31 protein-coding genes and 1 pseudogene are annotated in these 25229 nt (G+C 73.0%); 18 read left to right on the top strand and 14 right to left on the bottom strand.

The genetic code is table 11. From position 1 onward, the window contains the following. Positions 1 to 163: 163 nt before the first annotated feature. The 3 genes from ACIPSC_RS21850 to ACIPSC_RS21840 form a co-directional block, all read right to left on the bottom strand. Complete coding sequence (locus ACIPSC_RS21850) at positions 164 to 724, bottom strand: nitroreductase family protein (RefSeq protein WP_400827653.1); 561 nt, start codon at positions 722 to 724, stop codon at positions 164 to 166. Between the two features lie 124 nt (positions 725 to 848). Next, on the bottom strand, positions 849 to 2078 hold the full coding sequence (locus ACIPSC_RS21845) for a serine hydrolase domain-containing protein (protein ID WP_400827652.1): 1230 nt from the start codon (positions 2076 to 2078) through the stop codon (positions 849 to 851). 83 nt (positions 2079 to 2161) lie between these two features. Beyond that, positions 2162 to 2833, bottom strand: coding sequence for a DUF4097 family beta strand repeat-containing protein (locus tag ACIPSC_RS21840; protein WP_400827651.1), 672 nt, complete (start codon positions 2831 to 2833; stop codon positions 2162 to 2164). A 567-nt stretch (positions 2834 to 3400) separates the two neighbouring features. Between ACIPSC_RS21840 and ACIPSC_RS21835 the strand changes: the two genes are divergently transcribed. Continuing rightward, complete coding sequence (locus ACIPSC_RS21835) at positions 3401 to 4129, top strand: SDR family oxidoreductase (RefSeq protein ID WP_400827650.1); 729 nt, start codon at positions 3401 to 3403, stop codon at positions 4127 to 4129. Positions 4130 to 4267: 138 nt separating this feature from the next. Here the strand turns inward: ACIPSC_RS21835 and ACIPSC_RS21830 are convergent, their stop codons facing one another. Further along, complete coding sequence (locus ACIPSC_RS21830) at positions 4268 to 4567, bottom strand: DUF4193 domain-containing protein (RefSeq protein ID WP_400827649.1); 300 nt, start codon at positions 4565 to 4567, stop codon at positions 4268 to 4270. A 296-nt stretch (positions 4568 to 4863) separates the two neighbouring features. Between ACIPSC_RS21830 and ACIPSC_RS21825 the strand changes: the two genes are divergently transcribed. Both ACIPSC_RS21825 and ACIPSC_RS21820 read left to right on the top strand, forming a co-directional pair. Further along, a complete protein-coding gene (locus ACIPSC_RS21825) occupies positions 4864 to 5256 on the top strand; it encodes a hypothetical protein (protein WP_400827648.1) in 393 nt (130 codons plus the stop codon). A gap of 101 nt (positions 5257 to 5357) precedes the next feature. Further along, a complete protein-coding gene (locus tag ACIPSC_RS21820) occupies positions 5358 to 6128 on the top strand; it encodes a polysaccharide deacetylase family protein (protein ID WP_400827647.1) in 771 nt (256 codons plus the stop codon). Positions 6129 to 6166: 38 nt separating this feature from the next. On the opposite strand, the gene ACIPSC_RS21815 is transcribed toward ACIPSC_RS21820, so the two are convergent. The 3 genes from ACIPSC_RS21815 to ACIPSC_RS21805 all read right to left on the bottom strand — a co-directional run bounded on the left by ACIPSC_RS21815 (position 6167) and on the right by ACIPSC_RS21805 (position 8763). Continuing rightward, entirely contained in the window at positions 6167 to 6727 is a 561-nt protein-coding gene (locus ACIPSC_RS21815; RefSeq protein ID WP_400827646.1) for a dihydrofolate reductase family protein, read from the bottom strand. Positions 6728 to 6873: 146 nt separating this feature from the next. Then, positions 6874 to 8010: a serine hydrolase domain-containing protein gene (locus tag ACIPSC_RS21810; RefSeq protein WP_400827644.1), complete on the bottom strand. Its 1137-nt coding sequence runs from the start codon at positions 8008 to 8010 to the stop codon at positions 6874 to 6876. Between the two features lie 81 nt (positions 8011 to 8091). Further along, positions 8092 to 8763: a DUF4097 family beta strand repeat-containing protein gene (locus ACIPSC_RS21805; RefSeq protein WP_400827643.1), complete on the bottom strand. Its 672-nt coding sequence runs from the start codon at positions 8761 to 8763 to the stop codon at positions 8092 to 8094. 354 nt (positions 8764 to 9117) lie between these two features. Between ACIPSC_RS21805 and ACIPSC_RS21800 the strand changes: the two genes are divergently transcribed. Together ACIPSC_RS21800 and ACIPSC_RS21795 are read left to right on the top strand one after the other, a co-directional pair. Beyond that, entirely contained in the window at positions 9118 to 9399 is a 282-nt protein-coding gene (locus ACIPSC_RS21800) for a pyrimidine/purine nucleoside phosphorylase (RefSeq protein WP_400827642.1), read from the top strand. A gap of 182 nt (positions 9400 to 9581) precedes the next feature. Then, entirely contained in the window at positions 9582 to 10334 is a 753-nt protein-coding gene (locus ACIPSC_RS21795) for a hypothetical protein (RefSeq protein WP_400827641.1), read from the top strand. Between the two features lie 122 nt (positions 10335 to 10456). Here ACIPSC_RS21795 and ACIPSC_RS21790 read toward each other — a convergent pair whose 3' ends face one another. Further along, positions 10457 to 10753, bottom strand: coding sequence for a putative quinol monooxygenase (locus tag ACIPSC_RS21790; protein ID WP_400827640.1), 297 nt, complete (start codon positions 10751 to 10753; stop codon positions 10457 to 10459). Between the two features lie 24 nt (positions 10754 to 10777). Further along, positions 10778 to 11833, bottom strand: a complete 1056-nt coding sequence (locus tag ACIPSC_RS21785) for an aldo/keto reductase (RefSeq protein ID WP_400827639.1) — start codon at positions 11831 to 11833, stop codon at positions 10778 to 10780. Between the two features lie 173 nt (positions 11834 to 12006). Between ACIPSC_RS21785 and ACIPSC_RS21780 the strand changes: the two genes are divergently transcribed. After that, entirely contained in the window at positions 12007 to 12891 is an 885-nt protein-coding gene (locus tag ACIPSC_RS21780) for a helix-turn-helix transcriptional regulator (RefSeq protein WP_400827637.1), read from the top strand. Positions 12892 to 12973: 82 nt separating this feature from the next. Here the strand turns inward: ACIPSC_RS21780 and ACIPSC_RS21775 are convergent, their stop codons facing one another. Continuing rightward, a complete protein-coding gene (locus ACIPSC_RS21775; protein WP_400827635.1) occupies positions 12974 to 13882 on the bottom strand; it encodes a LysR family transcriptional regulator in 909 nt (302 codons plus the stop codon). 169 nt (positions 13883 to 14051) lie between these two features. Between ACIPSC_RS21775 and ACIPSC_RS21770 the strand changes: the two genes are divergently transcribed. Continuing rightward, complete coding sequence (locus ACIPSC_RS21770) at positions 14052 to 14768, top strand: aspartate/glutamate racemase family protein (protein WP_400827634.1); 717 nt, start codon at positions 14052 to 14054, stop codon at positions 14766 to 14768. An 81-nt stretch (positions 14769 to 14849) separates the two neighbouring features. After that, complete coding sequence (locus ACIPSC_RS21765; protein WP_400827633.1) at positions 14850 to 15500, top strand: hypothetical protein; 651 nt, start codon at positions 14850 to 14852, stop codon at positions 15498 to 15500. Positions 15501 to 15547: 47 nt separating this feature from the next. Here the strand turns inward: ACIPSC_RS21765 and ACIPSC_RS21760 are convergent, their stop codons facing one another. After that, positions 15548 to 16510 (bottom strand): EamA family transporter, encoded by a 963-nt coding sequence (locus tag ACIPSC_RS21760; RefSeq protein ID WP_400827632.1) that lies wholly within the window; start codon positions 16508 to 16510, stop codon positions 15548 to 15550. An 83-nt stretch (positions 16511 to 16593) separates the two neighbouring features. Here ACIPSC_RS21760 and ACIPSC_RS21755 point away from each other — a divergent pair, with 83 nt between their 5' ends. The 6 genes and pseudogenes from ACIPSC_RS21755 to ACIPSC_RS21730 all read left to right on the top strand — a co-directional run. Next, positions 16594 to 17526, top strand: a complete 933-nt coding sequence (locus ACIPSC_RS21755) for a LysR family transcriptional regulator (RefSeq protein WP_400827630.1) — start codon at positions 16594 to 16596, stop codon at positions 17524 to 17526. A gap of 164 nt (positions 17527 to 17690) precedes the next feature. Continuing rightward, on the top strand, positions 17691 to 18008 hold the full coding sequence (locus ACIPSC_RS21750; RefSeq protein ID WP_400827629.1) for a gas vesicle protein: 318 nt from the start codon (positions 17691 to 17693) through the stop codon (positions 18006 to 18008). A gap of 52 nt (positions 18009 to 18060) precedes the next feature. Next, positions 18061 to 18516: a gas vesicle structural protein GvpA gene (locus tag ACIPSC_RS21745; RefSeq protein ID WP_400827628.1), complete on the top strand. Its 456-nt coding sequence runs from the start codon at positions 18061 to 18063 to the stop codon at positions 18514 to 18516. A 3-nt stretch (positions 18517 to 18519) separates the two neighbouring features. Continuing rightward, positions 18520 to 19230 carry a GvpL/GvpF family gas vesicle protein gene (locus ACIPSC_RS21740; RefSeq protein WP_400827627.1) on the top strand — a complete coding sequence of 237 codons (711 nt, stop codon included), beginning with the start codon at positions 18520 to 18522 and terminating at the stop codon, positions 19228 to 19230. A gap of 18 nt (positions 19231 to 19248) precedes the next feature. Next, the gene (locus tag ACIPSC_RS21735; protein ID WP_400827626.1) at positions 19249 to 19500 is read left to right on the top strand and encodes a gas vesicle protein GvpG; all 252 of its coding nucleotides are present in this window, start codon (positions 19249 to 19251) and stop codon (positions 19498 to 19500) included. 13 nt (positions 19501 to 19513) lie between these two features. Further along, positions 19514 to 19747: pseudogene (locus tag ACIPSC_RS21730) on the top strand (hypothetical protein); the annotation flags it as partial. Here ACIPSC_RS21730 and ACIPSC_RS21725 read toward each other — a convergent pair. Continuing rightward, entirely contained in the window at positions 19744 to 20841 is a 1098-nt protein-coding gene (locus ACIPSC_RS21725; protein WP_400827625.1) for a winged helix-turn-helix domain-containing protein, read from the bottom strand. The pseudogene ACIPSC_RS21730 and the gene ACIPSC_RS21725 sit on opposite strands and share 4 nt — an antisense overlap. A 265-nt stretch (positions 20842 to 21106) precedes the next feature. Between ACIPSC_RS21725 and ACIPSC_RS21720 the strand changes: the two genes are divergently transcribed. Next, entirely contained in the window at positions 21107 to 21721 is a 615-nt protein-coding gene (locus ACIPSC_RS21720; RefSeq protein ID WP_400827624.1) for an RICIN domain-containing protein, read from the top strand. 118 nt (positions 21722 to 21839) lie between these two features. Here ACIPSC_RS21720 and ACIPSC_RS21715 read toward each other — a convergent pair whose 3' ends face one another. Together ACIPSC_RS21715 and ACIPSC_RS21710 are read right to left on the bottom strand one after the other, a co-directional pair. Beyond that, entirely contained in the window at positions 21840 to 22646 is an 807-nt protein-coding gene (locus tag ACIPSC_RS21715; RefSeq protein ID WP_400827623.1) for an SDR family NAD(P)-dependent oxidoreductase, read from the bottom strand. Beyond that, positions 22643 to 23101 carry an SRPBCC family protein gene (locus tag ACIPSC_RS21710; RefSeq protein ID WP_400827622.1) on the bottom strand — a complete coding sequence of 153 codons (459 nt, stop codon included), beginning with the start codon at positions 23099 to 23101 and terminating at the stop codon, positions 22643 to 22645. The genes ACIPSC_RS21715 and ACIPSC_RS21710 overlap by 4 nt, the downstream gene beginning before the upstream one ends. Positions 23102 to 23404: 303 nt before the next feature. Between ACIPSC_RS21710 and ACIPSC_RS21705 the strand changes: the two genes are divergently transcribed. The 3 genes from ACIPSC_RS21705 (at position 23405) to ACIPSC_RS21695 (ending at position 25220) form a co-directional block, all read left to right on the top strand. Continuing rightward, positions 23405 to 24022, top strand: a complete 618-nt coding sequence (locus ACIPSC_RS21705; protein WP_400827621.1) for a hypothetical protein — start codon at positions 23405 to 23407, stop codon at positions 24020 to 24022. Positions 24023 to 24374: 352 nt separating this feature from the next. Beyond that, positions 24375 to 24746, top strand: coding sequence for a hypothetical protein (locus ACIPSC_RS21700; RefSeq protein ID WP_400827620.1), 372 nt, complete (start codon positions 24375 to 24377; stop codon positions 24744 to 24746). Positions 24747 to 24836: 90 nt separating this feature from the next. After that, a complete protein-coding gene (locus ACIPSC_RS21695; protein ID WP_400827619.1) occupies positions 24837 to 25220 on the top strand; it encodes a hypothetical protein in 384 nt (127 codons plus the stop codon). Positions 25221 to 25229 lie beyond the last annotated feature (9 nt).

Here is a 25229-nt window from a genome sequence, read left to right as displayed (position 1 = left end):
CCGGCCCCGGGGGGGGCGCGGGTCGTCCCCCCCCCCCCCCCCCCGGCGGCCCCCGGCCCCGCGCCGGCGCCCCCCCCCGCCCGGGGGGCGGGCCCGGCGCCCCCCCCCCCCCGCGCGCCCCCCCCCCCCCGGAGGGGGCTTCTCCGGCGGTTACCGGCGGCCGCTACTCCGGTGGCGTCCAGGGGGCGGAGCGCAGGTCGGCGACACTGCGGCGGGTGCGGTGGCCGGCCGGCTCCCCGGCGGCCCTGCCGACCGCGATCATCGAGACGATCGCCCACCCCGGGCCCGGGCGCAGCTCCCGGGTGAGGCCGTCCAGGTCGAAGGCCCGGAACTGGCGGGCGGCGAGCCCCATGGCCTGGGCCTGGACGGTCAGGTGGGCGACGGCCTGGCCCAGGTCGTAGTCCGCGAACTCCGAGAAGGTCAGCGGGGTGTCGTCGACGTGGCGGCGCGTCAGTGTGACGACGAGCAGGCCGGCACCGGTGGCCCAGCGGGCCGAGCTGGGGGCGAGGTGGGGCACGACGCGTTCGTGTTCCGGCTCTCCGGGCCGGCTCGTGAAGAACCCCCAGGGCTGGGAGTTGCCGGCCGAGGGCGCCCACCGGGCGGCTTCCAGCAGCAGGTGCAGGGTGTGGTCGTCGACGGCGGCCGAGGGGTCGAACGCCGAGGGGCTGAACCGTGCCGCCAGCAGCGGGTGGATGCTGCCGGCCCGTTCCGGATCATGGTTCATGATCCCGTCCAACCGCACACCCCGCAGGCGTATTCCGGCGGGGAGCGGCCGTCCGGCCGGCCCGGGGCCGGGCTCCCGGTGCCGGTGTGGTCAGTCCTTGAGGCCGGCGGCGCGCAGGCCGGGGTCAGTTGTCGATCGCCTGGTAGAGCGTGGTCCAGAAATCGTGGATAAGCCGCGCCGAGTCGGGGGTGGACATCCCGACCTGGGTGAGCAGGATCCCGGTGAGCCGGTTGTCCGGGTCGGCGTAGGCCGAGGCGCCGCTTCCGCCGTCCCAGCCGAACTGGCCGACGGGCGCGTAGTCGCCGCGCTGGGTGCGCACCGCCATCCCGAAGCCCCAGCCGCCGTGCTGCCCCTGACCGAACGACAGGTGGACGTTGTCGGCGGCCATGGCGTTGCGGACGGCGTTCTGCTCGGGGGTGAGGCGGTCGGTGGTCATCAGCTCGACGGCGGGCCGGGACAGGATCCGTTCGCCCCCGTGCATCCCGTGGTTCAGCAGCATCCGGAAGTAGGCGTGGAAGTCGTCGACGGTGGAGACCAGCCCGCCACCGCCGCCCGCGAAGGCCGGAGGCTTGCTCCACCGTCCGTCGGCCGGATCGTCCCACACGTGGAACTCCCCGGTCTTCGGGTCGGGGGCGTAGAGGGCCGGGAGCCGGTCGATCTTGTCGACGGGGACGTGGAAGCCGGTGTCCTTCATCCCCAGCGGGTCGAAGAGGCGTTCGCGCAGGAAGGTCTCGAAGGACCGGCCCGTGACCCGGGCGACGAGCACGCCGAGCAGGTCGCTGCCGATGTGGTACTGCCAGCGCTCTCCGGGCTGGTACATCAGCGGGAGCGCGCCCAGGCGGCGCATCCACTCGTCCGGCTCGGGCATCGGCACCGGCAGATCGGGCGTGAGCCCCTGTTCGAAGACCGCGTTCATGATCGGGGTGCCCAGCGCCGTCATATCCATGCCGAACCCGAACGTGGAGGTCAGCACGTCCCGAACGGTGATCGGCCGCCGCGCCGGCACGGTGTCGTCCAGCGGGCCGTCGATCCGCCGCAGTACGCGGCGGTCGGCGAGTTCCGGCAGCCAGGGCTCCACCGGGTCGTCCAGGCGCAGCCTGCACTCGTCCAGGAGGACCATTGCCGCGGCCATCGTGACCGGCTTGGACGTCGAGGCCATCCGGAAGATCGTGTCCCGGCGCATCGGTGCGCCGCCGTCGTGGCGCATCGTCCCGACCGCTTCGACGTGTGTCTCATCACCCCGGCCGACCAGGGCGACGAGTCCGGGGATCTTCCCGGAGTCGACGTGCCGTGTCAGCACGTCGTGCAGCTTGCGCAGCCCTGCTTCGGAGAAGCCGCTGTTGCTCTGACCCATCGTGGATCTCCTTCGTACGTGTTCGCGCTCGGCGGTTCGACTCGGTGAGGCCCGGCCCGGCTGGACGGTCGGGCCCGGTTCTTCTAGAGGCTGCGGGCGGTGATGTTGCCGTAGGAGGTGGTCGCGGTGACGGTCAGGGCGGCGGTGGCGCCGTCGGTGTTGGTCAGCGCGTTGTGGATCCGGCCGAAGGCGGTGCCGGCGTCGAGGGTGGCGGACGTGCCGCGGGCGGCGCCGACCGTGATGTCGCCGTGCTCGGTGCGCAGGTCGACCGTGCCGCCGGCGGCCTCCGTGACGGTGAGGTCGCCCTTGCGGGTGCTGAGCCGGGCGTCGCCGTTCAGGCGGCCGACGCTGATGTCGCCGGCCTGGAGGGTGAGGCGGGCGCTCGCGGTCTCGTCGAGCGTGACGGTGGCCTGCGCGCCCTCGAAGGTGACGTCGCCGAGGCGCCCGGTGCTGCGGAGTTCGGCGAGGGCGGCCTTGGCCTCGACGCGGGAGCCGGCCGGCAGCCGGACGGTCACGGCGACCTGCCCGGAGTTTCCGAGGATCCGGTTCTTCGCCTCCGGGGCCTCGATCCGCAGCACCCCGTCGGCGTGGGCGACCTCGATCCGCTCGGCCGCCGTCACGTCCCGGCTCTTCGACGCGTCCTGCGGCAGGACCTCCACCACGGTGTCGCTCCGGTCGGTGGCGACGAACCGGATCAGGCCCGCCGGGATGTCCAGGACGACGGCGACGGCGGCGGGGGTGTCGAACTTCTGCATGATGTCTCTCCTGCGCTTGCGCCTCTGGGTTTCTGACAACGGAAAAGCTACGTTGCTTTCCACACTTCGACAACCATCATGTTGCACAGAATGACCATCACTGCAGGTCAAGTCGGTGAAATCGTTGCATCGGTTCTGGATCTAACGCAACGACAGCTATCCCGGCCATTGCAATGGATTGACGGTGAACGCTACACGGGACGGCACCGCAACCACGGAGCACGAGGAGGACTGCGGTACGGGGAAGGCGGATCCACCCACGGGATCGCCGCGAAGGCTCTACTCGACCGTCGCCGGTGTTCGTCCGGCCAGGACTCGGGGACCGGTGGCCGGGCGGCCGGAGACGCTGCGCCGGATGGCCCGCACGGGAGTGACCGGATTGAGCGCATGTCACCCGGCGCGGGCTGCGTGGATCCTGACATGGCCGCATATCTCGGGAGCGGCGCCGTCGGGAGCGTGGCGCTTCGTCTCGGCGGCAGCGGCCCCGGCCTCGGCTCGGGGCCGGGTGCGTGCCACGCCTGCATGCGTGCGTATGCCATGTGCCGACAATCCCCAGGAGAGGACGACATGAAGTTCGCTGTCATCGGCGGTACCGGGCTGATCGGGTCGCAGGTCGTCAGGAATCTGAACGCCGCCGGACACGAGGCGGTGCCGCACGCCCAGTCCACCGGGGTCGACGTCATCAGCAGCAAGGGCCTGGACGAGGCGGTGGCGGGGGCCGACGTCGTCGTCAACCTGACGAACTCCCCGACGTTCGACGAAGCCTCCCTCGCCTTCTTCCGGACGTCGATGGAGAACCTTCTGGCCGCCGCCCAGCGGGGTGGCGTCGGCCACTTCGTCATCCTCTCGATCATCGGTGTGGACCGGGTGCCGGAGCTGGACTACTACCGCGCCAAGGTGCTCCAGGAGGACATCCTCGCGGCCGGACCGATCCCCTACTCGATCGTCCGGGCGACGCAGTTCATGGAGTTCGTGGACGCCGTCCTGTCCTGGACCTCCGACGACGACACCGTTCGGCTGCCCGCCACTCCGATCCAGCCGATCGCCTCCAAGGACGTGGCCGAGGCGGTGGCAGGAGTGGCCGCGGGAGCCCCGCTGCGCGGCATCCACAACATCGCCGGGCCCGAGATCTTCCCCCTGGACGAGCTGGGCCGGATCACCCTGTCGCACAAGGGTGACAAGCGCACCGTCGTCCCCGATCCCACCGCCGGCATGTTCGCCGCCGTCAAGGGCGACGTGCTCACCGACAGGAATGCCCACCTCGCCCCGACCCGCTACGCCGACTGGCTCTCGTGAAGGCGGTCGCGCAGCGCGCGATCACGTCCCGAAGGGGCTCCTGCCGAGCGCCGCGAGCCCGCCCCCGAGGTCCGGGGGCGGGCTCACGCGGGTGCTGCGGCGTGACCCCGGAACGGGACTGCGCCGCTCCCGCGGCCCTCAGGACGCGCAGTCGAGGCAGATCGGCTGGCCGTTCTTGTCCTGGCCGGCGAGTTGGGCGCGGTGGTGGACCAGGAAGCAGGTCATGCAGGTGAACTCGTCCTGCTGGAGGGGCACGACCCGGACGGTGAGTTCCTCGCCGGACAGGTCGGCGCCCGGAAGCTCCAGGCCTTCGGCGGCTTCCGGGTCGGAGTCGACCGCGGAGCTCTGCTTGTCGTCACGCTTGCTCTTCAGCGCCTCGATGCTGTCGTCGCTGCTCTCGTCGCCGCTGTCGCGGGGGGCGTCGTAGTCGGTTGCCAAGGCCGTGCCTTCTCCTCAGTGGTCTCTTCCGGCGAGCGGGGCGCGCCGCCTGACGGGCGTGCCGGCCGGCCGGCGCGCCGGCCGGCGCGTGATCCCGCCCGTGGCGCACCACCATGCCATCTGTCAGGCCTTCCGGCCGCGCGAAGGGCCGACACGCCACCCGGCGGCCCGTCCCGGCACCCCCACCGCAGTCATGACCGGCGCCGGGACGCCCCGGCGCGCGCCCGGAGCCCGCCGGGCGAATTGAACGCGTTCAAATCATATGACATGCTGGCTTCCGAGGAGAGGGGGGAGCCGTGAGGGCATCGCCGAGGTGGGTGTGGCCGTGCGCCCTGGGATGGGTCGCGCTGATCGGGCTGAGCCCCTGGCTGCTGCGAGGGGTGTGGGGCGCCGCGCCGGACGACGGGCCGCTGGTGATGAAGTACGTGGCGTGCGTGGCCGCCTCGGCGTTCGCCCTGGGGGTGGCGCTCGGGCAGGTCCGCGCGTGGGCGCCGTGCATGACGGCGGGGGGCGTCGCCGTGCCGGCCATGCTGGCCACCTCCGGCGCGTTCGGCGGCCCGGTCGGGGAGTTCGGCGACACGGCCGGGCTCCTGTTCGCCGCGCTCCTCCTGCTCGGGCTGCTGGTCCAGCTCCCCCTGCTGATCGGGGCCTGCATCGGATGGCTCGTCGGTTCGCTGCGCGAGGGCTGAACCGGCTCGCGGGCCGGTCCCCTGCGTCCTGCGCGGTGGACCGGCCCGGCCGCGGGCGTGTCAGGCCGCGGGTGGCGCGGAGGCGGCCGGAGACTGTGCTGGTGACGCACCCTCAGCGGCCGCTTCGGCGGCGGACGTTCCTCGCGGCGGGCGCCGCCCTCGCACTCCCACCGTTCGGCGGCTCGGCGAGTCTCCGGCGCCCCGCCGCCGGTGCCGGGCCGGCCGTGGCCCGCCGCGAGCCGGCCGACCTCTTCGGCAGGGAGATCCGGGTGCTCCCCACCGACGACCCGGTGGTGGCCCTCACCTTCAACGCGGCGTGGAACGACGACGGCATCGACGCCATGCTGGACGAGCTGCGCAACCGCGGCGTCCCCGCCACCTTCTTCCTGACCGGCCGGTTCGCCGAGGCGAACCCGGGGGCGGCCGGGGCGCTCGCGGCCGAGCACGGCGTCGCCAGCCACTCCTACAGCCACCCCCGGCTCGCCGACCTCGACCGGGCCGGGCTGCGCGAGGAGGTGGAGCGCGCCGACGAGGCGATCCGCGACGCCACCGGCACCGACCCGCTGCCCTTCTACCGCTTCCCCTACAGCGAGACCAGCCCGTCCGCCATCGCCCAGGTCAACGCGCTCGGCTACGCCGACATCGAGTTCACCGACGACACCCTCGGCTACCTCGGCGAGGGCGGCGGCGTGAGCGTCGAGGACGCGGTGGACCGGGCCGTCCGGGCGATCCGGCCCGGCATGATCCTCCAGATGCACCTCGGCTCCACCGAGACCTCGGGGCCCAACGTCGACTCCCGTGCGCTGCCCGCCGTCGTCGACGCCGTCGAGTCCCGCGGCTACACCGTCATCGACCTGGCCTCGCTCGTCTGACGGCCGGGCCCCGGGGCCCCGGCCGGCCGTGCCCTTCGCTACTCGCCGGCCGGGCCGTAGACGGTGTGCAGGACGCCGGTGGTGAAGACCGTGCTGCTCAGGAGCTTCAGCGGGATCGGGGCGGCGCTCTCGCCGAAGAGGCGGGTGCCGCGGCCGACCGCGATCGGGTGGACGAGCAGGTGCAGTTCGTCGAGCAGCCCGGCGGCCAGCAGCGCGCGGACCACCGAGATGGAGCCGGACATCCCGATCGGGCCGCCGTCCTCCTGCTTCAGCGCGGTGACGGCCTCGACCAGGTCGCCCTTGAGCTGCTCGGAGTTGCGCCAGGTGAATTCGAGTTCCGAGTTCGAGACGACGATCTTGCGGGCGTCGCCGAGCGCCTTGGCCATCGGGGCGTCCTCGCCGCCGGCCTCCTCACGGGCGGGCCAGGCGCCGGCGAAGCCGTCGTAGGTGACGCGGCCGAGCAGCACGGTGTCGGCCGCGGCGAGCTGGGCGCCGACGGCCGCGCCCATCTCGTCGTTGAAGTAGGGGAAGTGCCACTGCTCCGGGCTCTCCACGACGCCGTCGGCGGCGATGAACAGTCCGGCGGTGATCTTGCGCATGGGGTGCTCCCTGTGTTCCGGGTGTCGATTGCTTTCAGTTGGTCAGACCGGAGGCAGCGCCCGAACTCATCGCTCCCCGGCGAAGAATTTCCAGGATTCTTTCGGGCCGGCGGATCCCGCGGCCTCCCGGCTGCACGCCGAGGGCCTCAACCCGCGGCCTGCGCACGGCAGAACACGGCCTTGATGAGCCTGTCCAGGGCCTGCGGGAACACCTGTGCCGGGTCGATCGCGGCGTCGCCGGTGGTCAGTCCGGCGGTCAGGGTCCTGCTGCCGTCGGGCGTGCCGATCATCAGTGCCCCGTAGCCGCCCGGGGCGCCGCCGTTGTGGTGGAGGATGGTGGTGCCGCCGCCGTCCGGGCCCAGGTCCTGCACGAACAGCCCCAGGCCGTAGCCGAGCATCCCGTGCGGCTTGCGCATCTCGGCCAGCAGCGGGGCCGGCAGGAGCTTGCCGCCGTTGAGCGCGGAGAAGAAGAGGTGGAGGTCCCGGGTGGTCGAGATCATGCCGCCGGCGCCGAACAGGATGGAGAGGTTCTGACGGGTGACGTCGGCCACCTTCCACTGGTCGGCGTCCTGGTAGCGGTAGTAGCCGTGGGCGTGCGGCTCGGGGAGCTCCGTGACGGCGCCCGCCAGCACCGTGTCCCGCAGCCCGAGCGGCTCCAGGATCCGCCGCTGCATCTCCTCGCCGTACGGGCGGCCGGCGACCTGCTCGATCAGCAGCGCGGCCAGCGTGTAGTTGGTGTTGGAGTAGCTGAAGCCCGCCCCCGGTTCGAACCGCGCCGGCTTGGACAGCGCCAACCCGACCAGCTCCTGCGGCCGGTAGGTGCGCAACCGGCTGTCCACCCACTCCTTGCCCGTGGCGGGGATCCCCGGCACGACCGTCCCGTCCTCGTAGTACTCGCCGGTGTAGTTGAACAGCCCGCTGGTGTGCTGCAGCAGCATCCGCGCCGTGATCCGCCGGTCCAGCCCGAACTCGGGCAGGTGGTCGGCCACCGGGGTGTCCAGGTCGATCCTCTCCTCGGCCACCAGCTGCAAGACCGCGGTCGCGGTGAAGGTCTTGACGACGCTGCCCGCCCAGAACCGCCCGTCCGTCGGGGGCTTGTCGCTCTCGCCCAGCTCGCGCACCCCGGCGCTGCCGACCCACTCGCCGCGCTCGTCGTGCACGCGCATCTGTATCCCGGCGAAGCCGGCGTCGACGAACTCCTGGACGGCCTTCTGCAACTCCGGACGCTCCTGGCCGGTGGTGTCCTCGACGGTGTTCTCGACGGTGTGGAGGGACTCACTCATGGTCGTTCCTTGTCTCGTAACGGGGAGGTGTTCGGCGCGGGGCCGCTTGGCGCGGGCTCGCGAGCGTGACCGCGGGGGTGCTCAGAGGCTGCGGGCGGTGATGTCGCCGTAGGAGGTGGTCGCGGTGACGGTCAGGGCGGCGGTGGCGCCGTCGGTGTTGGTCAGCGCGTTGTGGATCCGGCCGAAGGCGGTGCCGGCGTCGAGGGTGGCGGACACGCCGCGGGCGGCGCCGACCGTGATGTCGCCGTGCTCGGTGCGCAGGTCGACCGTGCCGCCGGCGGCCTCCGTGACGGTGAGGTCGCCCTTGCGGGTGCTGAGCCGGGCGTCGCCGTTCAGGCGGCCGACGCTGATGTCGCCGGCCTGGAGGGTGAGGCGGGCGCTCGCGGTCTCGTCGAGCGTGACGGTGGCCTGCGCGCCCTCGAAGGTGACGTCGCCGAGGCGCCCGGTGCTGCGGAGTTCGGCGAGGGCGGCCTTGCCCTCGACGCGGGAGCCGGCCGGCAGCCGGACGGTCACGGCGACCTGCCCGGCGCTGCCGAGGATCCGGTTCTTCGCCTCCGGGGCCTCGATCCGCAGCACCCCGTCGGCGTGGGCGACCTCGATCCGCTCGGCCGCCGTCACGTCCCGGCTCTTCGACGCGTCCTGCGGCAGGACCTCCACCACGGTGTCGCTCCGGTCGGTGGCGACGAACCGGATCAGGCCCGCCGGGATGTCCAGGACGACGGCGACGGCGACGGGGGTGTCGAACTTCTGCATGATGTCTCTCCTGCGCTTGCTTGCGGTCGGCGTTTCCGACAACGGAAAAGCTACGTTGCTTTCCACACTTCGACAACCATCGTGTTGCACAGAATGACCATCACTGCAGGTCAAGTCGGTGAAATCGTTGCATCGGTTCTGGATCTAACGCAACGACAGCTATCCCGACCATTGCAATGGATTGAGGATGAACGCTACGCATGAAGACACCGCGGACCAGGAGCGGGCCGAACGCGTTCGCGGGGCGAGACGGATCGCCGGCTTCGGCGGCGCCACCGGTAGCTTTCCCCTGCCACACCCAGCACGCGGCGAGCAGCCCCGCTCGTTCCCGCCCGTTCCCCGAGGGGGATGCCCATGTTCACCGTCAACGAGTACTTCGACGGCACGGTCAAGTCGATCGCCTTCAACCGGGAGCAAGGGCCCGCGACCGTCGGCGTCATGGCCCCCGGCGACTACGCGTTCGGCACCGCCCGCCCGGAAACCATGCACGTGATCAGCGGCGCCCTGACCGTCCGGCTGCCCGGCGCCGACGACTGGAAGACCTTCGCCGCCGGCACCCGGTTCGACGTCCCGGGCGACAGCACGTTCCACCTCAAGGTCGACGGCGAGACCGCCTACCTCTGCGAATACCACTGACCCCTGCCCGGAACCGGACCGCCTGCCGACTCTGCTGCCGGCGCCGCACCGCACGCCCGGGAAAGCACCCCGGAACGCACCCCGCCGACGCGCGCGCCGGGCCGGATCGGATCCGGATCTGCGGGACGATATCTCCTCATAAAGCCCGGAATGAACCGGTTCGTGGAGATGTGGAGCGTGCGATGGGCCTGCTGCCGATCGAGATCAAGGTCAACGTGGAAGGCGACGTGGCGGCCGCGCTGTCGGCTCTGAACGGCTCGCACGGTGCGATGACGATGCGTCGCATCTGGTTCGCGGAGGACCGGGAGGGTGTCGCGAAGGGCACGGTCCCGTTGCTCGACGGCGGGGTGATCGTGAGGTTCAGAACCGGCGGCGGCCCGGACGACCTGACCGTCAAGTTGCGGCCGTGCACCCTCGACCAGCTGGTCGGCCGCTTCTCCGGCGCGTTCGCGGTGGAACCGTTGACCTACAAGATCGAGCAGGACTGGTCGGTGGGCGACCGCGTGCTGGCGGCCTCCCTGGTGCACACGTACCCGCCGGGCGAGCTGGCGGCCGCGGTGGAGTCGGGGGCGGATCCGGCCGGACCGATCGACGCGGTGCAGGACCAGTTCCTCCACGCCTGCGCGCCCACCGTCCCGGTCGACGGACTGGTCGCGCTCGGACCGGTCCTCTCGACGAAGGTCGACGACGTCCCGCTCGACGACCTGGAGGTGGACCTGGAGATGTGGTCGGCCGCCGGCCTGGAGTTCCTGGAGGCCTCCGTCCGGGTGAAGCCCAAGGACGGGGACGACGCCGAGGAGCTCGTCGCCCGCGCCGAGCGCAAGCAGCGCAAGCTCCTGGAAGCGGTACGGGCGCGCGGGGTCACGGTCTCCGAGCAGTCGGGGAACAAGACCCACCGCATCCTCACCGCCCTGGTCCAGGCCGGACAGCACTGAGAACCGGCGGGAAGGAAGAGGTTCGCCGGAGTCACGCCGGACTACACCGTGTACCGGTCTGCGTTCAGGTCTTTGGGCGTCAAGGACGGGGCGCCCGCGCACGGGCCCGCGTCGCACCGGCCTCACCCGGCAGGGACGGCCACCAGGCGGCGCAGGGCCATCGGTTCGGCCAGGGCGGCGTCCAGGACCGCGGCGGCGTGGCGGACGTGGTCGGTGGACAGGTGCGCGTCCAGCGCCCGCCGGTCCGCCCACTCCTCGACCACCGCCATCCGGGCGGGGTCGTTGGGGTCCGCGTACAACCGGTAGGCCAGGCAACCGGGTTCGTCCAGCGACGGTTCGAGCAGCGACTCCAGGGCGGTGCGCAGCCGGTCCTCGTGTCCGGGCAGTGCCCGGCACTCGGCGATGACGACCAGGGACATGAGGGGTTCCTCCGTGCGGGGTGGTCAGGGGCGGGCGGGGCCGGTGCCGGCTCCGGTGCGGGCGATCGCGGCGGCGATCTCGTCCAGGTCCGTGGCGGTGAGTTCCAGGGCGCCCGCACCCAGCCAGCCGTCCACCTGGCCGGGCCGCCGGGCGCCGACGATGGCCCCGGTGACGCCGGGCCAGGCCAGCGTCCAGGCGATGGCCGTCTCCGCGACGGTGGCACCGTGCCGGGCGGCGACCGGGCGCAGCGCGTCGGCGAGGGCGAGGTTGGCCGGCAGGCCGGTGGTGAAGTCGGCGTGGTCGCGGCGCCAGTCGTCGGCGGGCAGGGCGGCCGCGCGGTCGGCCGAGAAGGCGCCGGTGAGCAGGCCGGACTGCAGCGGCGAGTAGGCGATCACGCCGGTGCGGTTGGTGGCGGCCCAGGCGATCTCGGCGGCGGCGGAGCGGTTGACGGCGGAGAACGGTGGCTGGACGGCCTCCACATGGGTGATCCGTTCGGCGGCCCGCAGCTGCGGGAGGGTGTGGTTCGACAGGCCGATCGCGCGGACCTTGCCCTCGGCGCGCAGGTCGGCCATGAGCTGCCAGTACTCCTCCAGGGGGGTCGCGTCCGCACCGGCCTCGCCGGTGCCGTCACCGGCGACCTCGATCGAGCCGCCGGTGTCGGGCCAGTGCACCTGGTAGAGGTCGATGCGGTCGACGCCGAGGCGGCGCAGTGAGTCCTCCAGCTCGCGGCGGACGCTGGCGGGCTTCATGATGCGTCGGGGTGCGGCCTGCGGGTCGTCCGCGTCCCAGACCAGGCCGGCCTTGGTGAACAGGAAGGGGCGTTCGGCTTCCGGGATGCCGGCGACGGCCCGGCCGACCAACTCCTCGGCGTGGCCGAGGCCGTAGACGGCTGCGGTGTCGATCCAGTTGACGCCGGAGGCGACGGCGTGGCGGATGGTGGCGATCGACTCGGCGTCGTCGGTGGCGCCCCAGCCGAACCGCCAGCCGGTGCCGGAGACGGCCCAGGAGCCGAAGCCGACCCGGGTGATGTCCATGCCGGTGGTGCCGAGGGGGTGGGTGGGCAGGTGGGTGGCGCTCATGCGGTGGGTGACTCCTCGTCAGATGCTCGGGGCTGCTCGGGGCCGCTCGCGGGACTCCTCGGCCCGGGCCCTCCATCACGGTGCCCGCCGGCGGGCGGGGCGCCCAGTGGCGGCCGGTGCCTGGGCACGGCGTGACCAGGCAGGACGGAACGGCGTCGTGGGAGGGTGGGCGCATGGCTCTTGACCGACGTGCGGAACTCGGCGCGTTCCTCCGCTCGCGCCGCGCCCGGCTGCGCCCCGACGACCTGGGGCTGACGCACTACGGCGGGCAGCGCAGGGTTCCCGGGCTGCGCCGTGAGGAGTTGGCGCGGCTGGCCGGGGTGAGCGTGGACCACTACGTCCGGCTGGAACAGGGACGGACCCTGCACTTCTCCGAGGCGGTGCTGGACGCCGTCGCCCGGGCGCTGCGGCTGGACCCGGTGGAGCGCGACCACCTCTACCGGCTCGCCCGTCCGTGGCCGGAGCCGGGGCGGGCGGAGGGAACGGAGGGGGCCGCGGGGCCCGCGCCGCAACGGGTGCGGGCGGGGCTGCGACGGCTGCTGGACTCCATCGCCGACGTCCCCGCGTACGTGGTGGGGCGCAACACCGACGTGCTGGCCTGGAACGCCCTGGCCGCCGCGCTGATCACGGACTTCGGCGCGTTGCCGCCGCGGCACCGCAACCTCGCCCGTCTGGTGTTCCTGGACGAGGGGATGCGCGGCCTGTACGCGGACTGGTCCGGGAAGGCCGCCGACGTGGTCGCCTACCTGCGGCTGGACGCCGGGCGCCGTCCGGACGATCCCGGCACGGCCGCGCTGATCGACGAACTGTCCGACGCCAGCCCCGAGTTCCGCCGGCTGTGGGCGGCCCACGAGCTGCGGGACAAGACCCACGGCCGGTACGTCTACCGTCATCCGGTCGTCGGCGAGCTCGATCTGGGCTTCGAGACGCTGCGCCAGCCCGACGACCCGGATCAGGCGCTGGTCGCGCACACCGTGGAGGAGGGTTCGCCGTCCGAGACGGCCCTGCGGCTGCTGGCCGCCTGGGCCCATCGCCGGCAGCCGGGCGCCGTGTCGTGATCGCCCGGGAGCCGAGCGCGTGATCCGGACGCCGGCCGGGCGCCGGCGCGGCCGCCTACGGGTCCCGGTGGAGGGTGGCCGGTCACGGGTCCGGTGGTGATCCGTGGCGTGCGGTCGCGGCCTGCTGGAGGGCCCGGGTGGCCCGGGTGACGGCGGGGATCCGGAGTGCCTCGCGGTGGCACAGCAGGTACAGGGCCCGGTCGGTGGTCCCGAGCGGGAGCACCTGCACGTCGGGGTGGCGGTAGGCGTCGAGGGCGAGCTGCGGCAGCAGGGCGACGCCCAGGCCGCGGGCCACCAGGTTCTGGACGACGACGTAGTCGTCGGTGCTGTGCCGGATGTCGGGGGTGAAGCCGGCGGCCTCGCAGGTGCGCGTGAGGTGGGCGGCGCAGCTCGGGCAGCCGGCGATCCACGGGGTGGTCGTCAGGCGGGTCAGTGGCTCGGCGGCGGTCGCGGCGGGGTGGCCGAGGGGGACGACCAGGCGTACCGGGTCGGCGGTGAGCGGGAGCAGTTGGAGGTCGGGGCCGTGGTCCGGTGGCCGGTTGTCGTGGGAGAAGAGCACGGCGAGGTCGGCCTCGCCGCCGGCCACCAGGCGGGCGGCCTCGGGGGGTTCGCACTCGGTCAGGCGGATGTCGAGGCCGGGGTGGTGGTGTGCCAGGTCGGTCATGGCGGTCGGCACGAGGGTGGCGCAGGCGGAGGGGAAGGCCGTCAGGCGTACGGTGCCGGCGCTGAGGTCGGCGAGTGCGGCCATGTCGTCCTCGGCCGCGTGCAGGCGGGTGGCGATGGCGTCGGCGTGGCGCAGCAGGGTGGTGCCGGCTTCGGTGAGTCTGATGCCGCGGGAGTGGCGGACCACGAGCGGCAGGCCTGCCTGTCGTTCGAGTTGGCGCAGGTGCTGGCTGACGGCGGGCTGGGTCCAGCCGAGTGTGCGGGCCGCCGCCGCGATCGATTCGGTGCGGGCGACCTCGCGGAAGATCAGCAGGCGGTGCGTGTCCACGGTCCCAAGTATCTCTTGGGGGTCGGGCAAGGATGAGGGGGCTACCGGGGGTGCGGGGTGCGGAGCACTCTGGGCTCACGGGCATCACGGGTCACGGGTCACGGGCATCGAGGCTCCCTACAGGCGGTGTCACGGACGGCGGCGGGGCTCACGGACAGCAGGAGGAAGTGTGCGGACGATCGGATTGATCGGCGGGATGAGCTGGGAGTCCTCGGCGGAGTACTACCGGTTGCTCAACGACCTCACCCGGGAGCGGTTGGGCGGGCACCACTGCGCACCGAGTGTGATGGTCACCGTGGATTTCGCCGAGATCGAGGCGATGCAGCGGGCCGACGACTGGCGGGGTGCGGCCGAGCGGCTGGCCGGGGCCGCGGTGAGCCTGGAGCGGGCCGGGGCGGATCTGGTCGTGCTGTGCACCAACACGATGCACCGGGTGGCGGACGAGATCGCCGCCGCGGTCCGGATCCCGTTCGTGGACATCGTCGATGCGACGGCGCAGCGGATCCGGGCGGCGGGCATGCGTACGGTGGGCGTGCTGGGCACGCGGTTCACGATGGAGGGCGGGTTCTACCGGGCGCGGATGGCGGAGTTCGGGATCGAGGTCCTCGTCCCGGACGCGCCGGACCGTGCGCTCGTCCATGACGTCATCTACCGCGAGCTGACCCGGGGGCGGATCCGGGCGGCGTCGCGGTTGGAGTTCAAGCGGATCGTCGGGGCGCTCGCCGAGCAGGGGGCCGAGGGGGTGGTCCTGGGGTGTACCGAGATCCCGCTGCTGATCGGCCCGGCCGACACCTCGGTGCCGCTCTTCGACACCACCCGTCTGCACGTCGAGCATGCCGTTGAACTGGCGCTGGCCGCACCGGACACGGTGCGCGGGGGCAGGTGAGCCACGGCCGGGGGGTGTGCTGCGGGGCCCTGGTGCGGCGGCCGGTCCGCGCTGTCGGAGGGGTGTGGGAGAGTGCCGCGCATGGACGAGAGCATGCACGGAGCAGCGCTGGTGGACCGGGTGATCGCGCGGGTCCGGCAGGAGGGCCGGCCCACGGCGGGCGGGCCGGACATCACCGAGCCGGTGCCGCTGTCGCCCGCGGTGATCGACCGGCTGCGGCTGGCCGGGGACCGGCCGCTGCCGCCGAGTCTGCGCCGGTGGCTGGCGTTCGACAGCTCCTGGCTGAGCGAGATCGGCTGGTACGACGACGAGCAGGCGCCCGTCTTCGAGGGCCGTGCTCTGGGTGGGACGGCCGAGTGGATGTACGGCTCCGGCGGCGTCATGGTCGGTATGTTCGCGGACTTCGAGAGGCTGTTGCCCTCCGCGTGCCTTCCGCTGGTCGGCGGCAGTGATTCCCGCCGTCTGCTCTACCTGGGCCGGCCGGACTCCACGGGCGAGTACCCGGTGCTCGTCACCGACATCGACGACCTGCCGTACGTCGCCGTGATGTACCCCGGCTTCGACGTCTACCTCGCCGATCTCGCGGGTGTGATCGATCTGGACTTCGACACCTACACGGGTCTGGTGGACCACCCGGAGTACGGTCCCCGGATGCAGGAGCACGCGGAGAACACCGGACTCGGTCCCGACGGCCTGGAGTTCCAGGACCTCGACCGGGACGAGGAGGCCTGAGCCTGCGGGGAAGGAGAGCGGGCCGCCCCGTCCGCGCCGGCGGGGCGTCAGCGGGTCTGCTGCGCGGTGGCCGCCGCCGCGACGGGCGCGGCGGCCCCGTCGGCCACCGGGGCCGGGGCCACGGCGGCCGGGGCGGCCGGGGTTCGGGCGCCGGCGCGGATCGCGGCGATGCCGGCCGTGACCACACCGGCGACGCCGAGGACGCCGACCGGCCCGGGGAACTGGCCCAGGACAACGGCTCCGATCACCATGGCGATCGCCGGTTCGAGGCTCATCAGGGTGCCGAAGGCGGCGGTGGTGAGCCGTCGCAGGGCGAGGAATTCGAGGGTGAACGAGAGCAGCGGCGCGAAGGCGGCCAGCAGCAGGCCGGTGAGCGCCTGGGACGGGGTGACGGAGCCGATCGCGGCGGGGCCGACGAGGAACGTCGTGACGAGGGCCGCCGTCGGCAGCGAGACGGCGAGCCCCTTGAGGCCCTCGACCTGGTCGCCGGCGCGCTGGGTGAGGAGGATGTAACCGGCCCAGCCGGCGCCGGCGGCCAGGGCGAGGGCGATGCCGACCGGGTCCGTCCCGCCGCGCCAGGGCTGGGTGAGGAGCACGACCCCGGCCGCGGCGAGCAGGCTCCACCGCAGCAGCCCGGCGCGGCGCCCCGCGTACAGGGAGACCGCGAGCGGGCCGAGGAACTCCAGGGCGCTCGCCGTCCCGAGCGGGATGCGGGCGATGGCGAGCGTGAAGAGGCTCATCATGCCCGCGGTCACCACGCCGAGCGCCAGGCAGGCCCGCAGCCCGCTGCGGGTGAAGTCGGAGCGCCGGGGCCGGGCCAGGACGAGCAGGATCAGTCCGGCCCAGACCAGCCGCAGCCAGGCGGTGGTGACCGGGCCGATCCGGTCGAACTGTCCGACGGACAGCGCGAGGCCGGCCTGGATGGAGGTCATCGCGGCGATCGTCATGGCGGCGCCGGCGCCGGCCCGGTGGCCGTCGGAACGTGGGGTGAGCTGGCCGTGGGGCGTCATGTGGATCAGTAGACCGCCAGAAACCGTTGCCGTCCACGTGTCATTTCTGGACAGTCCGTTCATGAATCGTGAACGATGCCCTCATGGACACCCGCCGCCTCGCCCTGCTCTGCGAGCTGTCGCGCCTCGGTTCGATGCGCGCGGTCGCCGAGAACTGCCACGTGACGACGTCGACCGTGTCGCAGCAGCTCGCCGCGCTCGCCAAGGAGGTCGGCCAGGTGCTGGTGGAGCCGGACGGCCGCGGGGTGCGGCTGACCCCGGCGGGCCGCCGGCTGGTCGAACACGGGACGCGGATCCTGGACACGGTCGAGGCGGCCCGGCTGGACCTGAGCGCGGGGGCCGAGCCGAACGGCACGGTGCGGGTCGCCGGATACCTGACGGCGGTGCGTGACTTCCTGCTGCCGCTGGTCGTCCGGCTCTCCGAGCAGTACCCGCGGGTGCGGCTGCTGGTCCGCGAGCACGAGCCCCCGGAGTCGCTGGCGCTGCTGGCCGACGACGCGGTGGACCTCGCGCTGACCTACGACTACAACCTGGCCCCGGCCCCGGCGGACCGGTCGGTGGAGGTGACGCCGTTGTGGAGCGCGGGCTGGGTCCTCGCGGTGCCGGCCGGCCTGAACGTGCCCGCGGCCTCCTCCACCGAGGTGTTCGCGGCCTGCGCGGAGCTGGACTGGATCGCCAACTCCCGGCACACCGCCGACGAGACGGTGGTGCGCACGCTCGCCTCGATGGCCGGCTTCACCCCGCGGGTCACCCACCGCGCCGACAGCCTCGACCTGGTGCAGCACATGGTCGCCGCCGGGCTGGGGGTGGCCCTTCTGCCGGCCGACCGCGCTCCCCTCTCCGGGGTGCGCATCGTCCCGCTGGGCGGTCCGCCGGTGGTGCTGCGCGCCTACGCGGTGGCCCGGCCCGGACGGCTGCAGTGGCCGGCCCTGGCCCTGGTCCGCGCCCTGCTGCAGGAACGGGCCGGGCTGCAGGAACGGGCCGAACTGCAGGAGCGGGCCGGACGCACCGGCTGAGTGCGGACGGGGCCTGCCCGCCAGGCCGGGTCCCGGGCGGCCCGCACCAACTGCCCGGTTTACCCCGGTGCGGACGGGTAGGCGTGGGCGGGACGGAAGGACGGTCCATGCCTCGGCACCGCGAGGACGACGACGGGCGGCCCACGGGGAAGCCCCGGCGAGGCGTGTCGAGACCCGAGGAGGACAAGCCGGCCGGGCGGGCCCCGAGGAGGAGCAGCCCGCGGCCGTCGATGGCGGCGGTCATGCGGGCGGCACTGGAACAGCTGGAGATGCTGCTGGGCAGGGCGCCCGAGTCGGTGTCCGGCCTCAAGCGCACGGACGAGGGATGGGAGGCCGACCTGGAGGTGGTGGAGGTCGAGCGGGTGCCGGACACGGCCAGCATCCTCGCCAGCTACCGGGTGACGCTCGACAGCGAGGGGGAGCTACTGGGTTACGAGAGGACGCGCCGCTACACCCGCGATCAGCTCGACCCCCGGACGTGAGGACGGCCGGGGTCCGACGACCGCGCGTGGTGTGTCCGTGGAAGGAGGCGCCGTGACTGTGGTGCCGCAGGGCGGCGGAGGCAGTGCAGTAGCCGGGGGCAGAGGTTCGGGCACGTTGTACGACGTCGTCGAGCTGATCCTCGACCGGGGTCTGGTCATCGACGTCTTCGTGCGCGTGTCCCTGGTGGGCATCGAGATCCTCAAGATCGACGCGCGGATCGTGGTGGCCAGTGTGGACACCTACCTGCGCTTCGCGGAGGCATGCAACCGGCTGGACCTGGAGTCCGGCAGCAAGGCGCCGACCAAGTTGACCGACCTGGTCGGCGAGGTGACCGAGGGCGGCGCCCGGGGCAAGAGCAAGGGAGCGCTCACCGGCGCGGTGGAAGCGGTGACGGACACCATCCGGCAGCACACCCGGGGCGACGAGGGCGAAGAGGAAGAGCCGGAACCGGCCGAGAAGCGCGAGAGGCCGCGGCCGGCGCGCCGCGCACGCCCCCGGGAGGACTGAGTCATGGCCGTCTACGTCTACGCGATCGTCGCCGACAGCCATCCGGTCGACCTCGACAGCCTCACCGGGGTCGGCGATCCCCCCGAGAAGCTCGCCACCCTCACCGAGGCCGACCTGACCGCGATCACCAGCCCCGTGCCCGAAGGACTGCGGGCCCGCCGTCGCGACGTCATGGCCCACCAGAACGTCCTGCAACGGCTGATGGCCGACGGAGCCGTGCTGCCGCTCCGGTTCGGCATGGTCGCCTCCGAGCCCCGGGAGATCCGGGAAGCGCTCACGGAGCGCGCCGACTTCTACCGGGAACGGCTGCACACCCTCACGGGATGCGCGGAGTACCTGCTCAAGGCCACCTTCGACGAGGACCTCATGCTCCGGCAGGTGCTGCAGGACTCCCCCGAGGCGCAACGGCTGAACGAGGAGAGCCGGCGCAGCGGTGACCCCGGCGTCAAGATGCGGCTCGGCGAACTCGTGGCCGGGGAGCTGCGGGCGCGCAGCGACTCGGCTGCGGTCCAGGTCCTGGAGGCGCTGCGTCCGCTGGCGCGCGAGACCAAGGAGAACGAGCCCCACGGCAACGACTTCGCCAGCGTCTCCTTCCTCGTGGCGGACGCCCGTCGGGAGGAGTTCGTCTCCGCCGAGTCCCGGCTGGCCGAACAGTGGGGCGAGAGCCACCAGTTCAGGCTGCACGGCCCGCTGCCGCCCTACAGCTTCGTCTAGTTCGTCCAGGAGGACGTCATGGGGCTGCTCACGGGCCTGCTGACGCTGCCGCTGGCCCCCGTGCGGGGGGTCGTCTGGGTGGCCGAGCAGGTGGCGAACGCGGCCGAGCGCCAGTACTACGACCCCACGCCCGTCGAGGAGGCGCTGAAGTCACTCGAACGCGAGCTGGTCGCCGGGCACATCGACGAGGAGGAGTTCGACCGCCGCGAGGAGGAACTCCTGGACGAACTCGACGAGATCCACCGCTTCTGGGCCGCGAAGCAGGCCTGAACCGCCCAGGTTTGGGCGCCGGGTGGGCGATCAGACGCGAAGCACTGCCGGACGCGCCGGCGAACGAGGGCAAAGGAGGCCCGCCATGGCCTGGATTCTCTTCCTCATCCTGCTCGCGATCGTCCTCGGGATCATCGGCGTGGCCGCGGACGGCCTGCTCTACCTCCTCGTCATCGGCATCGCCGTCTTCCTCGTCGCCCTCGTACTCGGCGGCGCCCACCTGCGCAACGGCCGCTCCCTTCGCTAGGGCCTGTCTTGTGGATCAGTCCGGGGCCGGCCTCCGGCGCGTCGCGATCCGCCGAGCCGTGGTTGCGGTCCCGCGGGTGCCGCCTGCGACGGCACGGTGTGGGGCGCGTTGAGCAGGACGGCAGCCGCGGCCGTGGGGTAGTGCAGCACCCGGTTGCGCTCGCGGCAGCTGGCGATGAGTCCGGCCTCGCGCAGGCTGGTGGCGTGCTCGGAGGCCGAGGCCGTCGAGACGCAGACCCGCCGGGCCAGCTCGGAGGTGCTCAGCCCCGGCGCGGCGGCGACGGCGTGCAGGACTGCGGACCGGGTGGCGCCCAGTACCGTTCCCAGCGCCTTTGCCGCGCGCTGTCGCCGGGCGTCCGATGCGTGCCCGACGAGCGGGTTGGCGGCGGCATCGAACGCGAGCGGGTAGATCAGCACCGGCCGGTCGTCGCGGTCGCCGAGCAGAAGCCGCGGCAACGGTCCGCCGAACACCACGGGAGCCACTGTCATGCCGCGCCCGGCCAGATGGACGTCCTGGCTGAACGGGGAGGGCACCGTCAACACGGGTGGCTGCCAGCGCAGGGCGGGGTGGAGGCCGGAGAGCAGCGCACCGACGCCGTGCCTGCGCAGCGTCGTCACCCGCCGGTCGAGGTCGACGTCGACAGCGCTCTGCATGCGGCGGACGTGCGGAGCGATCGCCAGGTCGTGGTACGCGGCCAGAGCGCGGGTGAGCGCGTTCATCGCGTCCCGGTCGCCGTCGGCGAGCCCGCGCACCCACCCGGGTAACGCGTGCGCGGACGCGAGCCGGTTCAGATCCGCCGTCAGCTGCCGCCGCGGAACAGCACGGACGGCCTCCAGCACGTCACGCACGCTGCCGTTGTCCCTGGTGGACGTGAGGAAGTCCGGTATCCAGCCGTGCGCGGGCACCAGGTCCAGCAACGGTCCGACCTGCGCCGGCAGGTTCCCGCGCAGGCTCCGGCGCCAGGCGTCGAACCGCAGCCGCTGGTCGTTGCGGCGCAGCGCCTGCACGCTCAGCACTGCCTCACCCAGCTGCGGCAGTCGGCTGATCAGCGTCACGCTGCACAGGTCGTCGGCCGTGAAATGCACGCGCAGCACGCCCACCCCCGCAAGTAGCCGGTCCGGTCCCTGCCTTCGGGCCGGGTCGCCGTCGTGCTGTCCGTAGCCGCACCAGGCTACCGGAGAGTTTCGCCTCAGGCCGAAGTACCTTGCGACTGGGCGCCGTTGACATTCAGCATGGACATGCGCAGCCGACCCGGCCGGCATGCCGGAGCCCGGGACCGGCGCGACTTCGCGCCGACTCGCGGTGCTGCCACGACGAGCCGGGGACCAGCATCGATCCGTTCACCACTGGAGGAACTCGATGAGCAGGAAGAGCTTCGCGGGCAAGGCCGGCGCCACGCTCGCTGCCGCCGCCGTGCTCGGCGCCCTGTCGTTCGGTACCGCACCTGCGGCCCTGGCCGCCGCCGAGCCCCCCGCAGCCGCTCCCCACGCGGCGGCGCCCGGCCAGGCTGCGGGCGCCGCCTACGGCCCGTACCTCCTGTACAACACCGTCACCGGCAAGTGCGCCGACATCCCGGACTTCGGCGCCGGCCGGATCAACGGCCCCGTCAACGAGTACACCTGCAACGGAACTTCGGGCGACAACCAGCTCTTCTACTGGGACTACCAGGGCGCCACGAGCAACGGCTACAACCTGTACACCGTCCGCAATGCCAAGGACAACCTCTGCCTCGACGTCCACGACTACGGCGCGGTGGAGGCCGGCGCCAAGGTCAGCGAGTACACCTGCGACGGAACCGCGAACGACAACCAGCAGTTCTGGCTGCTGCCCCGCGGCGGCGGGGGCTCCTGGATCGTCAACCTCAAGAGCGGCCTGTGCCTGGACGTCGACGGCGTGCGGACCGGCGGCAACGACGCCCGCCTCACGCTGTACTACTGCAGCGACAACGACGACCACTCCTGGAAGCTGATCTGAGGCCTCCGCGCCCCGCCGCCCCGAACCCTGGCCTGGTGCCGGCACCGGCATCCTGCCAGGCCCCGCCGACAGTCCGGCGGCGGGGGCGCGCAGCGGCAGGGTTGGCGACGTCAGCGCGTCACAGAGCGTCCACGAGGCCGCCGTCGACGACGAAGTCGGCGCCCGTGATGTTGGCCGCGCCGGGGCCGGCGAGGAAGACGACGAGGTCCGCGACCTCCGACGGGCGGGTGAAGCGGCCGGTCACCGACTGGGCCTCGGCGGCGCGGGCCACGGCGGCGGGGTCGATGCCACGGGACTGCCCGATCGTGGCGGCGACGCCGTCCGTGCCCCGCCACAGCGCCGTCTCCACCGGGCCGGGACCGACCGTGTTCACCCGCACACCGCGTGGCCCCACCTCCTTGGACAGGGCCTTGCAGAAGTTGGTGAGCGCGGCCTTCGCGGCGCCGTAGTCGATGACCAGCGGGTCCGGCAGGCGGGCGTTGACCGAGGAGACGGTGACGATCCGTCCGCCGCCGGCGGCGAACAGGTGCGGCAGCGCGGCGCGGGTGGCGCGGACGGCGGCCATGAGGTTGACGGTCAGGGTCCAGTCCCAGTCCTCGTCCGTCACGCTCGCGAAGCCGTCCACCCGTGGGCGCACCGCCCCGACGTTGTTCACCAGTACGTCGAGGCCGCCGTGGCGTGCGGCGGCCTCGGCGACCAGCGCGGCCGGGCCGTCGGGCGTCGCGAGGTCGACCTCCACGACGGTGAGGTCGGCGCCCTGTTCCACGTGCGCGTCGAGGTCCTCGGTGCGGGTGCGTGATCCCGCGACGACGTGGCATCCCGCCGCGAGGAACGCCTCGGTGATCGCGAGGCCGATGCCGCGCCCGGCCCCGGTGACCACGACGGTCTGTCCGGCCAGGCCCGGCTCGGCGGACGGTGGTGTCATGCGCCCGCGTCGGCCTGGTGCCGGGCCTCGATGGCCTTGCCGGTGTTGGCGAAGGCCTTCGAGAGGTGGCGTTTGCCGACGGTGCCGACGACCGCGCCGAGCACCCGTCCCTTGAAGTTCTTGCCCTCGCGGACCACGACGGCGTCCACCTCGGTCGTCCCGTCGGCCTTCGGCGTGAACGTGTAGGTGTGACTCGACCGGCCGCCCCACACGTTGGAGTCGGTGGTCGTCATGACGACACGGCGGGGGTCGGACCAGTCGTAGTGCAGCCGTTCCCAGATTCCCGCCGAGCCCTCGGTGACGTCGGCCTCCTTGGGTCCCCGGTCGTGCACTTCGAGGTACTTGTCGGCGCTGTTGCCGAAGAGCTCCGAGCGCCCCGGCCCGAAGTCGGTGAGCCCGGCGACGTACTCCTCGGGTGTCGCGGCGATCGTCTGGTGCATGTGAATCGTGGACATGAGCGCTCCCTTGCCGTGAGCAGGCCCGCTCCGAGCGTCTCTCCTCGCCGTGCCGCCTGCAACAGGGGCCGGTGACCGGTCTCTTCCGTCCGGTCACGGTGGGCGCGGGCCGGGTTGCCGGGGTGCCGGGGTGCTGTGGGGGCGCCGGGTGCGGGGCCCGGCGAAAAGGGGTTCGGGGGCCGCCGGCGCGCGTGCTGTACTGGGCGCATGGGGGCTGACGACGGTCGGATGCGGTTGCGGGTGACGAGCCATCCTGTGGCCGGTCCCGGATCCGGGCCCAGCAGGATCCTGAGCACCGGTCCCATGCTCCGCAACACGCTCGTCTACCCGCCCGACCACCGGATCGGCTACCTGAAGGCGAGCCGCGCCGACCTCCTTCGGCTCGGCGCCCTGTTCCGCATCGCCGCGACGAGCCCGCACAGCGCGATCCACATCCCGGTCCCGCCGGGCGCCCCACCGATACCCTTCATCGGCGACGGAATCCGTCCGCTGCCCGTGCTCCTGGCCCGTGAGGACACCGGCCTTCGCCCCTGCGACTGGTCCGATCTGCGGCGCAGGATGCGCCGCGCCTCGGCGCCCCTGACGGTGACCGCCCCGGCGGCACGGCCCCCCGACCGCCCCGAGGACGTCCGCCGCCGGGCCGACCGCCGCCCCGCCCGCTACGCCGAACACGCCGCGACGATCGTCATCACCGCCCGGGCCGAGCTCCTGTTCCGGATCGGCGACCTGCTCACCACCATGGGCGACCTCGTCGCCCGGGACCGCCACGTCCACCAGCACGGCGAAAGCTTCCTCGGCGACATCGTCGGCTTCTTCGACCCCGGGAGCACGGACCGGCCCATGCACGCCTTCTGCGTCGTCGCCGTCGATCCGATCTTCCACCGGGCCCGCTGGCAGAAGCAGCGAACACCGGCCGGATGACCGATCGTCGGTATGGCGGGAGGCCACTCGAACGTCGGTACCGGACCGCCCGGGGCCGGGATCTGCCAGCGCATGACCCTCGCCGGGACCGTGCTGCGCGCGGAGGACCACGGGAGCGGCTCCAGCCTGGCGCGGGCCGGGCAGACCGCGAGCTTCCTCGCGGTGAAGCGCGACGCCGGCTGACGGGACGCGTCGACGCTACTGCGGTCCTTCGCCGGCGGCCCCCGTCGCTGAGCCCCCGGCCCCGGGCCCGGGCCCGCCCCGGACGGCGGATAATGTCCGGGGCTGCGGGCCGGACCGCGGGCCGGCCGCGGGCCGGGGCGGCACCGATCGACGGAGAGGCAGAGGACGGATGACCCTGGAGGAAGGCCGACGCGTCAGGCTGGCCGAGGACCTCGGGATCGGCGAGGCGCTCGCCGGGGAGCCCGGGGCGGTCGTCGGGTTCCTCTCGCTGGGGGCCGGGATCGAGGGCACCGTCGAGCGGGTGGAGGAACTCCCGGAGAGCCACGAGGTCCGCGAGTACCAGCGGCTCAAAGCGCTGTTCGAGGACTACGGGCACACCATGCCGGAGGCGAGCCGGGAGCGGCTGGAGGCGGAGATCGCCGTGCTGGAGCCGGAGTGGGCCACGCACCGGGAGCGGGGGAACCGGGTGACGGTCCGGGTCCGGCTGGACAACGGCCTCGTCCTCGACGGGGCGCACCAGGACGTCCTCACCCTGCTGTGATGCCGGCGGGCACGCCCGTGCCGGCCGGCCCGCTGGTCCGGATGCCACCGTGCGGGTGCGGTGGCCCGGGACTGCGGTCACGTTGAGGGGATGGACATCGTCGTCGTGCTGGAACTGGATACGCCGACCAACGTTCGGGTCCTTCAACCCGACCGGACGCCGGCAGAGCCCGCGAAGGCGGTGCGCCGCGCGCACACCGCCCCGGCAGAGGCCTCGGGCGTCTGCGGGCCCCTGACACTCTGCGGTCTGGACACCTCCGAAATGACCCTCGCCCCGCACCGCTTCGCCCACGACCGGCCGCGCTGGCACACCTGCAGCACCTGCCGGACCACCGGGGGGCGCAGCGAAGGGAGCCGCGAAGAGAGCCCCGGAGGGACCACCGGGGGAAGCACCGGGGAGGGCGCCGCGCCCGACACCCCCGAGGACGGCATCCCCGAGGACGGCACCCGCCCGTCGGAGGCCCCCGCTCCCTGAACAGCCGTC

The organism is Kitasatospora sp. NPDC090091 (assembly GCF_044747365.1).
Lineage (GTDB): Bacteria > Actinomycetota > Actinomycetes > Streptomycetales > Streptomycetaceae > Kitasatospora.
Note: the sequence above shows the minus strand (reverse complement) of the source record. Positions and strands in the feature narration are given on the sequence as shown.

What these genes read in the sequence shown, in the direction of transcription:
- ACIPSC_RS21790 (WP_400827640.1), bottom strand. Translation starts at nt 10,753, where the DNA reads ATGTCCCTGGTCGTCATCGCCGAGTGCCGGGCACTGCCCGGACACGAG.
- ACIPSC_RS21740 (WP_400827627.1), top strand. Translation starts at nt 18,520, where the DNA reads ATGGCCGTCTACGTCTACGCGATCGTCGCCGACAGCCATCCGGTCGAC.
- ACIPSC_RS21720 (WP_400827624.1), top strand. Translation starts at nt 21,107, where the DNA reads ATGAGCAGGAAGAGCTTCGCGGGCAAGGCCGGCGCCACGCTCGCTGCC.
- ACIPSC_RS21800 (WP_400827642.1), top strand. Translation starts at nt 9,118, where the DNA reads ATGTTCACCGTCAACGAGTACTTCGACGGCACGGTCAAGTCGATCGCC.
- ACIPSC_RS21810 (WP_400827644.1), bottom strand. Translation starts at nt 8,010, where the DNA reads ATGAGTGAGTCCCTCCACACCGTCGAGAACACCGTCGAGGACACCACC.
- ACIPSC_RS21735 (WP_400827626.1), top strand. Translation starts at nt 19,249, where the DNA reads ATGGGGCTGCTCACGGGCCTGCTGACGCTGCCGCTGGCCCCCGTGCGG.
- ACIPSC_RS21710 (WP_400827622.1), bottom strand. Translation starts at nt 23,101, where the DNA reads ATGTCCACGATTCACATGCACCAGACGATCGCCGCGACACCCGAGGAG.
- ACIPSC_RS21840 (WP_400827651.1), bottom strand. Translation starts at nt 2,833, where the DNA reads ATGCAGAAGTTCGACACCCCCGCCGCCGTCGCCGTCGTCCTGGACATC.
- ACIPSC_RS21705 (WP_400827621.1), top strand. Translation starts at nt 23,405, where the DNA reads ATGCTCCGCAACACGCTCGTCTACCCGCCCGACCACCGGATCGGCTAC.
- ACIPSC_RS21715 (WP_400827623.1), bottom strand. Translation starts at nt 22,646, where the DNA reads ATGACACCACCGTCCGCCGAGCCGGGCCTGGCCGGACAGACCGTCGTG.
- ACIPSC_RS21780 (WP_400827637.1), top strand. Translation starts at nt 12,007, where the DNA reads ATGGCTCTTGACCGACGTGCGGAACTCGGCGCGTTCCTCCGCTCGCGC.
- ACIPSC_RS21785 (WP_400827639.1), bottom strand. Translation starts at nt 11,833, where the DNA reads ATGAGCGCCACCCACCTGCCCACCCACCCCCTCGGCACCACCGGCATG.
- ACIPSC_RS21765 (WP_400827633.1), top strand. Translation starts at nt 14,850, where the DNA reads ATGGACGAGAGCATGCACGGAGCAGCGCTGGTGGACCGGGTGATCGCG.
- ACIPSC_RS21695 (WP_400827619.1), top strand. Translation starts at nt 24,837, where the DNA reads ATGGACATCGTCGTCGTGCTGGAACTGGATACGCCGACCAACGTTCGG.
- ACIPSC_RS21835 (WP_400827650.1), top strand. Translation starts at nt 3,401, where the DNA reads ATGAAGTTCGCTGTCATCGGCGGTACCGGGCTGATCGGGTCGCAGGTC.
- ACIPSC_RS21850 (WP_400827653.1), bottom strand. Translation starts at nt 724, where the DNA reads ATGAACCATGATCCGGAACGGGCCGGCAGCATCCACCCGCTGCTGGCG.
- ACIPSC_RS21815 (WP_400827646.1), bottom strand. Translation starts at nt 6,727, where the DNA reads ATGCGCAAGATCACCGCCGGACTGTTCATCGCCGCCGACGGCGTCGTG.
- ACIPSC_RS21700 (WP_400827620.1), top strand. Translation starts at nt 24,375, where the DNA reads ATGACCCTGGAGGAAGGCCGACGCGTCAGGCTGGCCGAGGACCTCGGG.
- ACIPSC_RS21755 (WP_400827630.1), top strand. Translation starts at nt 16,594, where the DNA reads ATGGACACCCGCCGCCTCGCCCTGCTCTGCGAGCTGTCGCGCCTCGGT.
- ACIPSC_RS21805 (WP_400827643.1), bottom strand. Translation starts at nt 8,763, where the DNA reads ATGCAGAAGTTCGACACCCCCGTCGCCGTCGCCGTCGTCCTGGACATC.
- ACIPSC_RS21760 (WP_400827632.1), bottom strand. Translation starts at nt 16,510, where the DNA reads ATGACGCCCCACGGCCAGCTCACCCCACGTTCCGACGGCCACCGGGCC.
- ACIPSC_RS21795 (WP_400827641.1), top strand. Translation starts at nt 9,582, where the DNA reads ATGGGCCTGCTGCCGATCGAGATCAAGGTCAACGTGGAAGGCGACGTG.
- ACIPSC_RS21845 (WP_400827652.1), bottom strand. Translation starts at nt 2,078, where the DNA reads ATGGGTCAGAGCAACAGCGGCTTCTCCGAAGCAGGGCTGCGCAAGCTG.